3 protein-coding genes are annotated in these 12702 nt (G+C 34.0%); all 3 read right to left on the reverse strand.

The annotated features are described in order from the left end of the window. Position 1 precedes the first annotated feature (1 nt). Genes ABXT06_RS18280 through ABXT06_RS18290 form a run of 3 tightly spaced genes read right to left on the reverse strand, consistent with a single transcriptional unit; the run spans position 2 to position 12557 of the window. Positions 2–5458: a fibronectin type III domain-containing protein gene (locus ABXT06_RS18280; RefSeq protein ID WP_354592028.1), complete on the reverse strand. Its 5457-nt coding sequence runs from the start codon at positions 5456–5458 to the stop codon at positions 2–4. Between the two features lie 3 nt (positions 5459–5461). Beyond that, positions 5462–10564 (reverse strand): T9SS type A sorting domain-containing protein, encoded by a 5103-nt coding sequence (locus tag ABXT06_RS18285; protein WP_354592029.1) that lies wholly within the window; start codon positions 10562–10564, stop codon positions 5462–5464. 4 nt (positions 10565–10568) lie between these two features. Beyond that, positions 10569–12557: a fibronectin type III domain-containing protein gene (locus tag ABXT06_RS18290; protein ID WP_354592030.1), complete on the reverse strand. Its 1989-nt coding sequence runs from the start codon at positions 12555–12557 to the stop codon at positions 10569–10571. Positions 12558–12702 lie beyond the last annotated feature (145 nt).

The following is a 12702-nucleotide window of genomic DNA, read 5'->3' on the forward strand; positions in this document are numbered from 1 at the left end:
ATTACTTCAATTTAAATATTTCATCGAAATCTTCCTTTAAATACTTTTTTAATTTAGATACCGTTGGATTCTCCACATCTTTTAAGAATTTTTTAGCTATCTCATCTGTTAATGGCAAATTATCAATAGCATTTTTCATGTTTGTTACAAAATCTGGTGGATTTTTAGCTGCATCAAACATCCATTGTAATTGTTTTAGATCTATAATATCAGCATTATTTAAATCATTCAAAAATTGTTTAGCAAAATCAGTAGGAGGCACTTTACTATATGACTTAAACTCGAAGTATTTTTTTCTACTCCTACCTCCAATTGATACAGCATCATCTACGACAGCATCATACCTACGTTTGTTTCCTAAAATATTCTCTACAACTTCAAAATTAGTTTTTTCAGGAACAAAAACTAATTTACCTTCCTTGCGCAATACTGCTATTACCCAATTGGCACCATCTGCTCCTGCTCCGTTAAACCAATTCGCTTTCAAACCTGATATTACTGCATCAAATCCTCCTTGTTTTTTATATAATGCAAAAAAGTCTAAATCATCAAGGAAGCTTACCAAATCGGTAGCTCTTTTTCCTAATCCACTATTAACATTAAGTATTGTTTTTAAATCATCTGCACTAATATGTCCTTTATTTAAAACTGATTTTAATTGTTTCAAAATAGCTCCACTTTGCGCAAACAATTTACTTTTTGGAGAAAAAATACTGTATGACTCTAATACGTCCCATTCTTTCGTAATATCCTCTCCTCTTTTTACAAAATCCTGTAAATCTGTACTCGCTTCTACATCATTTAAAAAAGCTCTTATTTTATATATGTCATCTTTAAATGGAGCTTTCTCTAACATTAGAGCTAATTTCTCTCCATTTTGCACTGTTTTACCTAATACAGTTATAACTTTCTCTAATCTTGAAGGATCAACACCTAAATCAGTAAGACGTTTTAGTAATTGTTCATTAGCAGCTCCAAAAATTTGCGCAGAGTATGCACTAAGATTAGGAGAACCCATTGAACCTGGGCTTACACTAAGTTTTATACGCTGGTTAACACCATTTATTGGATAATCAATTCCATCTGCTCCAGCTAATACTAATCGATTAACATCTTCAAACGACATCTCTAGAGTTGGCAGTTCAGTATTATTAACAATAACTTTTAATCTGAATAATCCATTATCTAATTGGGTTATAACATCGCTAGTAGCATTTTTTATTACAACACCGACTTTTCCTGACACTCCTTTAACAAACCTAAATGACATTCCGATGTATCTAAAAGGATCACTAAGTTTATCACACAGTTGTATTGCCTTAAAGGCTGTTGAAGCAACTTTACTAACAATTCCTGCACCTGCCTCTACATCTCCAATACACATAACAATTATTGGTCCCACAACAGAACCTACAAATTCAGCTCCTATACATGGTTTGTTAGCATCAAATTGACTTGCAATACCATCTTTTAACAAATACCATACTTTACCAAAACTTAATCCTTTACCATAAATAAGAGTTTCTTTTCCACTAGCATCTTTCTCAAACATCTCCATCTCTTCTATCTGAGTCAAAAACTTGCTATTTGCTTCTCTCCCTTTAGATGATAATGGAGAAATAAGCAGTTTTGCTAAATCAGGAACAGATTTTACAACATCAATAAGTCCATTATACATTCCGCAGAACAAAGCAAATTGAATTTGACTAGGAGTTGCTTTTTCAAATACTTTATTAAACTCCGGATAAGCATCAGCCAGATTTTCTGCTACGATATCATAAACTGCACCAGATAAAGATAAATAGCTAAAGACCTTTGCATAAATTTCATTATAGTCTTTATCATTACAATCGTATACTGAAGGTTTAATTTTGACTTTACTTATACCACTGCTCAACATATCAAACATATCGTAATAAGCTGTAAAATAACCATCTACAGACTCATAGCCAATTGCAATTATCTTCTCGAATAAAGTTTTTTGCTTCCAATCTAAACTTGATTCCCATGATTTTAAAGCGACAGAAATATTTTCGTCAAAACTACTTCCTGAAAGGATTTGTTTTACTCTAATTTTTCCTTCGTTGCTATATTCTAACCAAAATACAATTTCATCTGGCTTAATTTCATCCTTAACATTATCTACATAAAAACTATTGTCTTTGAATATTACTCTATCTGTTTTTTCTGCCTCTGATGTTAAAAGTATATGCCCTTTAATTTGATGTGCTTGTCCTGTAATCCAGTTTTTTGATTTACCAGACATTAGGCTTTCTAATTTATCTAGTACCTCTTTTTTAACTTCACCTTTGATTAAGTTTCTAACAAACAATCCTTGACTATTGTTGCCTGATTCACCTTTTGTTTCTGACCAATTACTTTCACTAGCTTGGTTACAAATAATTGTTTTCTTGTTCTTGGAATTTACGTAACCCTCAATAAAATCTTTAAGTGTTTTCTTGCTATTCAAATATTCTGAAATGAGAACAGTAACATATGTTGTTTTACCGCATTCATTGTCTTTATTAAAAAACAGATACAGCCATTTGTTACTGATAGAGCTTAAATTAGTAACCTTTTCTAATGTATAACTACCAGATTCACTCACATACTGGCCATTTTTCCACCAATAAGCATCTCCTTTGAATACAAATCCTGGAATGGTTCCATCATTAGCCCTAACATCGGCAGTGGAGTAAGTATTTCTATCTACTTTTCTTCGTTCTGAACCTACAGTAAATACCTCATAATTAGGACTTACCACATAACCACTTGCAAATTCCCCACTACTTTGACTCTGAAACGCATACAATTTAAATGCAGGATCATTAATCTGTTTCCAATCCATATGGTTTAAAACAGTGCCTGAACTATAATCCATTAAAAAATCAGTACTTCCTTCTGCAGTTTTATATTGCTCAAAAGGATGTTCCAATTTAAAGATTCCGTGTCCTAGCTCATGAGCCGCTGTGTTTGAGTTATCCTGACCATTAGCGTTAGTAAATACATACCCAAATTGCCCATTCAAGCGCATGTAACCTTCTTGCCCTGTACTTGAAGTTTTATTGGTTACGAATAGAACATAATTACCGTCACCACCTTTATAAAGTGCATTTATATCTTGTTGCTGTGTACTATAAGTTGATGTAATGGTATTCTTTTCTGTCTGAATTACACTTACATCTTTTGAAACAACATTATCAAAATCTTTTAATTTTTCCTCTTTCTTAAAATTGATTTTAACTCCAATTTTATTGTAAATCCCCTGCGTTTTGGCAATAATTCCATTAAGTCTACTATCTGAATTATCATATGTAGGAACCAATGCTACATTAACATCTTTTGGCGAAATATGCACTAGCATAAATGCACCAATAACCTGCCATTTCTTGCCCTGTTTTATGGTCGCTAAGATTTGTTCTTCGGCATAACTTAGATTTCCTTTTACAGTAAGAACAAATACTTTATCAGTTCTCTTAAAGTCAACTTTTGCTCCATTCTGGGTTTTAAAAACTACGCTATCTAATTTTATGTTAGAATCAGTCAGGTTTACTGTAGCAACAACTGTATCTGTATCGCCATTCAAAACTGCTTTATAAGGCAATACATTATCTCCTGCTTTGGCATACATTTTTTTCAACGCTGAAGATGCATTCTCAGGCATCACGTCAAAAGCATATTTGCTTCCGTTTCCAGAAAAAACAATCGAAATTCCTTTGGCAGTAAAAGCTGTGGCTTGGCCATTTTTATCTACACCATCGGTATTCTCTGGTGTTGGTTTTCCTCCCGCTGCGGCTATCACAGGCTCATTACTGCCGTTTCCATCTTTATCTACAGTATAGGTGTTTCCTTTGCTATCTATAATTACAGTATCTTTTCCTCCTGGAATTGTGATTTGTTCACCATCTTTACCGTTAACAATAATATCACCATTAGGATTGATTACAATGTCTTTTACTTCAAACGGAACTTTTTCTTCAATTTGTCCGCCTTGACCTTCGCCTGTGAAATCTTCAACATCGGTAACATTTTTCCAATCTGGATTATAGCTTGTTTCTACAATACCACTTATCAATTGATAATCGGTATTCACAACAATATCTTTAAATTCTACCGCTATTTTAGTATCAGCTAAATAAGGTACAATGATGTATCCACGTCCTGAATATGGACTGTTTTCTCCTTGCAGTTCTAAAATAGTTACAGGAAAATCACCAGCTCTAAACGTTTCGCTTTGGATTAAATTGGTAAGTGGTTTTTGATTTTGGATATTGATCTGAGGCACAATACCGCAATTATAAGCAGGAACACCGCTGGTTTCTGTAGGTGTAGTAAAAGTGCTTATATTAGAGTAAGTAAACGACTGCACGCCATCCTCGGCAGGATCACAGCTGGAGCCTACTCTAAACTGATAGGTAACACCTGGCTCTAAATTGGTAATTAAACTTTGTCTGTTTAAACTATTTGTAGAAAACCATTGCGCATTACGAACATCTTGTTTTTTATACTGAACTTGATAGCGTGTATGTTCAGGCACGCCTTCCCACGTAATTTTTACGCTTTTAGAACTTTGGGCTTCGCTTAACAAAAATGTCGGCGCAATGCAAGATGCAGTATATTTAAAGGAATAAATTTCGCTATATCCATCATTTTTAAAAATAGCATTTTCTGAAAGTCCTGTTGTTGAAATCGCTCTAACTCTCCACGCATAACGTAGTCCTGGAGTAAGAATTGGCATGCTCAGGTTATACAATAATGCAGTTCCGAAAAGAGTTTCTTCATATAAAGTTGGCGACATTTGAAAGCCAATCTGAGGATCTAAGGTCGGGTCTAAAAGCTGTTTCAGTTCAAATTTATATGATACATTTGTTGCGTTAATCTGGCGTGGTGTCCAAGTAAAAAGAATGTTAGGAAACTCCGTCGAAGCGATTTGTTCGTTTTTCTGTGGCGTATTTAATATTGGCGGATCATTTAATATAAGATACAAATTAGCACAGCTTTTCTGCGATATTTTCTGATTGGTTACAAAATCGTATAGCTCAAAACAGAAATTGTACATTCCTTCTGGCAAAGGATTCGCATATTGCGCTGGAGAAATTCCTTGCAGGTTTTCTAATCTAAAAAGTGATGCAATATCGACATTGGTTAAAGTCTGAAGTTCTCCTCCATTTATGTATATTGGTCTTTGTTCCTGTGCATAATCAGAGGTTTGGATATTTAATCCGTTACCTTGTATATAAAGTTTTAAGCGTACTCTTCTCTGCGATATCGTGATATCTGTCGGATTAATCAACAATTGCATCTTAGTATCCATGCTTGTAGCATAATCGGATATTTTGACGCTGTACGGACTATTAAAAACTGGTGTTAATTGAACTGGATATAGTTGAGCGTATCCAGCAGCATTAAAAAGCAGAAATAGAACAAAGAAATATATGTTACGGAAAAGGTTCTTCATTTTTTAATTGATGATAATTTTTTTAACCAAGGTTTGCTGTTCTGTCTCTAATACTATAATATACATACCAGACTGTAATGAAGTATTAAAATCTACTTCATACTTTTTCTTTCCTGATTCTTGTTTTTGAATCATGGTGTTTTGTCCAGAAGATGAGAACAATCTTAAATTTATGGCACTATTGTTTTCTAAATTTACAATTGCTTTAAAATTACCATTGCTCGGATTTGGGGTTACAATAAAATCTGTAATAAACTTTGATGCAGTGCCTTCATTTGGCATTGCACTACGCTGTTCGACCGTAATATTTTTGGTGTAAACGGCATAACATTCGCCTTGTGTCTGTTTTAATCCGATAGAATATACTCCCGTTGCATTAAACTTTACTGTGATGTATTTTTCTTTTTGCTCGACCACTTGTACTCCGTTTGGAATAACCCAGTCTGTACTTTCTCCGAAAGGATTGCTTGTATTAACCAAAATTACCTCTTCAGCCAAATAAGCTTGAGAACTCAATAAAAATTCTGCGCTAATAGCCATTTGACTCGTTTTTATTATAATTTCATCTTCACCAATACAACCTAGAGCCGAAGTTACTTTAACGTGATAAGTCCCTGCTTTTGATATATTGATTTTTGCTTCGTTTGAAGTGAATCCGTTAGTAGAAGTCCAACTGTATTTTGCCTGAGGATCCTTAATCGTAGCATCTAAATCTAAACTTTGGTCAAGGCATAATGTTCTATCTGGTCCAATATTTACAATAACTTGTTCTGGATCTTTTAAAACAAATCTTTTCTTATAAACACAGCAATCTGGACAAGTAATCGTAACTTCATAATTGCCAGCGGTAAGATTATTCAAATCTTTGGTAATTGCACCTGTATTCCATGAATATGTATAAGGTAAATTTCCGCCAGTAACATTAAGTTCAATCGACCCGTCATTTCCTTGATAACAAGTTGGATTTTTAACTGTTTCTGTGGTCAATATTCCGTTAGGATCTCCCACAAAAATACTTCCCTGTACTGTGCATCCTTTTGCATCTTTTACTATTACAAAATAATTGTTTGAAGTAATATTTACTATTTTGGGAGTTGTCTCTCCATTTGTCCATTCATAACTATAAGGTGATGTTCCTCCTGTTACATGTGCCTCTGCCCAGCCGTCATCCCCTGTCGTACAACCAACATCAAATTTAATAAAGGTTAATTTCAACTGCTCAGGTTGTGGAATATACTTTTCGGCATCAATTTCTTTAACTAAAATATTATCTACATAAGTTCCTAGTTTTATTCCGTTAGCATCTTCAACGTTCAGAGAGTAGATTCCTTCTGAAAGATATTCAGCCGTATCACCTGTATTGTTCCAAAGTGCCCATGAACCGTCTTTTTGTTTTTTCTTCCAAGTATAAAAATATGGTAATCCATTATTTTTATCTGTTCCAAGCTGGATTCCTCCCTTCACGTGAGCTTTTAAAATACCGTCTTGCGATTCATCTCTTTGATTGTCTAGCGGACTAGTATCGGTCTCATTTCCAAATTCATTGTCAGAATTACAAGAAATAGCACGAATAACTTCAAAAGTCACTTCAAGCGGATCTGGATCTTCTAATTCCTTAACAGAATTAACTACCGTACAACTTGTTTTATTTGTTGCCAAATCATAATTAGCATCATGAACTGTTAAGCTATAAATTTCTTCAGGAAGTCCGTTTAAGTATATTGTATAAATACCATTACTAAAACTTGTTGTAAAACTGGTTTGTACTACTCCTTTACTATTTTTCCATTCAAACCAATAGGTATTATCGGCTGCTATTGTTCCGCCTGTTACTTCAACAACTATTTTTCCGTTTGTCGCTTTATAGAAACTCGGATTTAAAATCTCAGTATATTTAATCGAAAGTGGCGCTTTAGGCTCATCAATAAAAACCTCAGCATAAGCTGTACAGCCTTTTTTATCTGTGGCAATTACCCAATAATTTCCTGTTTTTAAAAAGGTATTTTTATCCGACTTAAATTCATTAGACCATTCGTAAGTATACCCCCCGCTTCCGCCTTCAGCAATTGCAGTTGCCCATCCGTCATTGCCTCCATTACAAAAGACATTTCCTTTTTCAATTTTTACTGACAATACTGGAGGCTGATCCATAAATTGGATAGAATCTTTTGCTATCCAATTTCCAGCTACATAATCACCCAAAATAACCCCATTTCTGTCTTCAACATTAAGGGCATAATTTCCATAAGAGAGGTTTGAGATGATAGAATCTTGTATAGCTAAATCTTTCCAAGTCCCGTCATCTTGTTGTTTTTTCCAACGGAAGTAATAGGGATGTCCATTATTCTTGTTTAATGCAAGAGCAGTTCCTCCAGTTACATGCGCCTTCAAAATTCCATCCTGAGATTCGTCACGCTGCCCGTCATTTGGATTTGTATCTATCTTGTCTCCGTATTCATTTTTGGCATTACACGAAATAGTCTGAACGATCTCAAAAACCACTTTTAAAGGATCAGGTTCTGTCAATTTAATTTCAGATTCTACTACAGAGCAATTAACCGTCTGACCTGTAGCTTCATTGTAATTACTGTCTTTAATTGTTAAAAAATACGAGTCTGCAGGCAGATTATCTAAAGTGATGGTATAAACTCCGTTTACTATTTCTGCAGACGGACTTTGGATGTCTCCCGCAAGATTTTTCCATTCGTAATTATACAATTTGCCATTATTATTTGTTGGGTCAAATGTCGTTCCTCCCGTAATCTGAGCTACGATTTTTCCGTTACTTGCTCCTGAAAAAGTAGGAGTTGAAATTGTTGAATAATTAATTGTTACAGGAAAATCTGGATCTTTTATTTCAAAACTTCCAGTAATAAAACAGCCTTTTCCATCAGTAACTTCAACAGTGTAAGTACCTGCTGTCAAATTTGATATTTCTTTTGTTCCAACTATTTTCTTTCCCTCAAAATACCAAACATACCCATACTCCTTAATCCCATCTTTTTCAATAGGAGTTCCCCCTGTTACATTCGCTGCTAACCATCCATTATTACCTTGATAGCAAGACACATTAACAAAATCAAATGACAGTTCAAGTTTTTCTGGTTCAAAAATTTCTTTTTCTGTTGGAATTTCTTTGATTATATCCGTAGTGCTGTAATCTCCTTGTTTTATCTTGTTAGCATCCTCAACATTTAGTGCATAAGTCCCTTTTGGGAGATTTCTTGCAACTGAATCTTTAACTTCTGTCATTACTTCCCATGAGCCATCTCCTAGTTTCTTTGACCAAGTATATATATACGGTAAACCTCCATTTTTTGTTTTTTCAAATCGAATTCCCCCCGTGACAATTGCTGTTAAAATTCCATCAGAAAACTTAGCTCCGTCTGTTTCTGAATTTTCTGTATTACATGAAATAGACTGTGTTTCTTTTAAGGTTATATTTATCTTTTTGGGTTGCGTCAAACTTTCAGAGGATTTAATAATAGAACAGCCTTCTTTACTGGAAGCGATTTTATAATTTTTATCTGTTACGGTCAGTTTATATTCATCTTCAGGAATATTCTCCAATGTAATAGTATACGTTTTATCTGCAGAATTGAATTCGCCTGTAGCCGGCAACTTATCCCCTTTGCTATTTTCCCATACAAAGTCATAAGAGTTATCATCTTTTATTGTTCCTCCTGACACTGCAGCTGCCAGTATACCATTTTCAGCTCCAAAAAAAGTTGGATTTTTCTTAAAAGTATATTTTAAAGTTAACGGTGATAAAGGCTCTGAGATAGTTTCTGTCAAAACTTTTGCATTAGTACCTTGTTTTGCTTCACAGCCATGCTTGTCTTTAACCATTATACTGTAAGCAATTGAAGGTTTTACTACAGGAAATAAACCTGTTAAAACTTCTTTTGTACTTTGAGGATCTGTAAAAGGAATCCAAGAACTACCACCATCTAATGAATATTGGTATCCTTCTTTGGTCCCGCCAGAGGCATTGATTGTTAGCGTTCCGTCTTTTCCATCAAAACAATTAACATTAGTTGGAGTCAGAGTAAAATCTACAGGTTCAGGTCGGGTAATATCAAAAGTTTTAAGCGCAAATAAATCAGGATCCAAACCAGGAGATACATCTGTATTCAAGCCGTCTTTGAATCCTATCAATTGCAATGTATAAGTACCAGCAGATAAATCCTTAATAGTAAACGTTTTATTTGCATCTATTGCCAAAACACCATTATAACCTGCAGGAGTTTGGGCAACTTCATCAAATAGTGTATAATTTAATTGTTCACCTTTTATCAGATTTCTATCAAAGACAAGTTGTACAGAACCATCATCAGAATCACTACAAGAAGGTTGGATTCGTGTTAGAGAATTAACTTTTGGTGCAGACAATCGTATTGAATATGAAGTAGATGCGCTTAAGCCAGGTGTTGCGCTACATGGTTTAATTCTAAAGTAAATATTTTTTCCAATATTCAACCCCGCATTTTCATTTAGAATATCAACAGCGTCGACGGTAATGCTTGGTGAAGTATTAAATTGAGGTAAATCTGTCCAAATAGTTGAATCACCATTTGGTAATAAGGTATATTGCCATCTATAATAATAAGAATCATAGCCTGGTGTGGCAGTCATTGTTTTTTTGGAATGGGTTGGTAAAATATCGTCTCCTGTTCTAGTAATGTAAAATTTAGGTTCAATTTTATAACTAAATGTTACTGGTGACATTCTAGGAGAGTAACTTCCACTAAAATTGCCACTAGGACAAAATGCGTCAACATCTTTTTTTACTGTGCCATCTGCATCTGTTCCTGTTCTGAAGTTTACAAAAGCGAAACATTCTATAGAAACTGGCTTCGAAACATACTCAATGGCTCCAATATCCAAGTTAACTTCCTTATCTCCATTATTACGAATATCTCTATAATAAAGTTGCCTACTTGCTCCATCTTTAAAACGAACTGTTATTATGATTCTAGAGCTTGTACTGTTTTTAACCCCTGCATTAATTGAATAATTAAGGTTAGAGATTTTTACAACATAATTGGTTTGAGCATACCCTAATCCGCAAACCAATAAAAACATTAATAAGTAAAACTTCCTCATAGGCTTAATAAATAACTGTTAAGGTTTCTGCTTTGGCTGGACTATCGTTTTCTAGATTTGGAACCAGATGATACTCGTATTCTTTATTAATTTTTAAACTTTTATCTTCTAACGTGAAAACATCTCCGTTTAATTCCTTCCATAAAGTTGGCGGAAGACCCTTTTCATTTTTATAAATGCTAAGGCCTAAAACCTTGCCTTTGTTTTTTACATAATTCCAAGAAAGAAGAATTTTTTTATTTTCTCTATCTGCTGTTCCCTGCAAAAATGTAATAACTTTTACAGGAGTAAAATTTAATACGTTAACAGTTACGATTGAATGATCTAGTGATGACCAGAGATTACTTTTATCTTTTGCTAAAATCGCGTATTGATATGTCTTTCTATTTTCTACCCTATCATCTGTAAATTCCTGAATAGTGTCATTGATCTGTTTAATTTCAAGCCATTTTTCCTGACCTTTTTCTCTTCTTCTTAAACTATGAGCAACAACATCTTCACTATAGCTTCGTATCCATTTCAAATGCACTTTGCCATCTTTATTCTCATAATCTTTAAAAATAGGTGCTGCTGGCGGAATTTTATCTGGTTTGTCTAACACTAAAATATCAGAAGGCTCAGAGATATTATAACGCATATCTTCAGCAGCAATTCTGTAATAAACTTTGCTGTTGGTCATTTTTAAACTCACGCTGTCCTTGTATTCTGTCCCGATAAAAGATTGATGGTAAATATCTACAAATTCTTCGCCTTCGGTGTTTGCCTTTAAAATTCTATATCCGCGCAAATCTTTTTCTAGATTTGTTTTCCATTTCAGTCGTACCGTTCCAAGACTATCAATCACTCCTTCTAGACCTATTGGTTTGGCTGGCGGTATAGAATCGACAGGCTGTACGAGCATACTTTGAGAAGTTAATCTCTGATTATTTTTTCCAACAACTGAAATTGTAAAATAGTTAGATGGATAGAGGTTGTCTTTGAAGTTGAGTTTTCTTTCAGATGACGGAATAAGTTTAGATACAACCTTATAAGGTCCTTTATCATTATTAGCTAAATTAATTTCATAACCTTGAATGAAACCTTCAGATTCTTTTGGATAATCCCATTCCAGATTAACTTCATTTGAATTTATAATATTGTAGTCTACAAGCCTTGCAGGAGTTACTATAGCGGCAACGCCAGTTGCTGTAATAGGTTTTGTTAATTCTCCTTTTTCTCCAAATGAAGTTATACCATATAATCTATAATGATACACCTTGTCATTTACACTTAGTGTATCTACAAAATACATGTTTTTAGAAGGATGTTCGTCTTTATCATTTAAATTAACGATAGCTGTATTAGATATTGGTGTATAATTAATTCCGTCAGAAGATTTCTCTACCATAAACGAAGTATAGATTCTTTTGAAGGTTTCATAATCCCAAGAAAGCAATACTTTTTTATCATCGGGAACTGCAATAAAATCAGTTGGAGCCGGCAGAACAGTATAGTCTTTTAAGCCAATCATATAAGATGATTCTTTTACCTGCGGACTTTCAAAAACGCTTATTTGATAAGCATATACTTCATTCGGTTTAACATTAGTATCTATATAACCCCAGCCTGCTTTTACTGCCCCCTCAAAGCTCATATCTGCAGCATACAGTGCAAAAGTATAACGCTGATCCAGTTCATCTGCCATGTTAACAATTCTTGACAAATCACCTTCTTTGGAGTCGGTTACTTCAAAACTTTCACCATAAATAGATTGTGCAATAATAGCTGCGTTATTGTCTTTTTGAACAAAATCAATCCAAGAATCTAATGGTTCTGGAGTTAAAGGTTTTGGAGTTAGACCGACTTTTTCTGGTTTAGATAGAACATTTCCGTCACGTAAAACGGTAGTTCTGGTAATTATAAATCCTTTTTTATTTGCTTTTTGCCATTCTAATGGAGAATTGACGGCCCAGCGAATTAAAATTCTATCTTTTTGTGCTCTGGCATTTACCATAACAGCAGCACGTTTGGTCTGTGAATAGGATAACGATACAAACAATAAAAAGAAAAAAATATACTTATTTGGGGACATAAGATGTAATTATTTCCATGTTAAAAAAAACAAAAGTAGTATTTTTAATTATCATTTAAATACGGTT

The organism is Flavobacterium sp. UW10123 (assembly GCF_040538975.1).
GTDB lineage: Bacteria > Bacteroidota > Bacteroidia > Flavobacteriales > Flavobacteriaceae > Flavobacterium.

Coding starts and splice junctions, on each gene's coding strand:
- ABXT06_RS18280 (WP_354592028.1), bottom strand. CDS start 5,458: ATGAAGAACCTTTTCCGTAACATATATTTCTTTGTTCTATTTCTGCTT.
- ABXT06_RS18285 (WP_354592029.1), bottom strand. CDS start 10,564: ATGAGGAAGTTTTACTTATTAATGTTTTTATTGGTTTGCGGATTAGGG.
- ABXT06_RS18290 (WP_354592030.1), bottom strand. CDS start 12,557: ATGGTAAATGCCAGAGCACAAAAAGATAGAATTTTAATTCGCTGGGCC.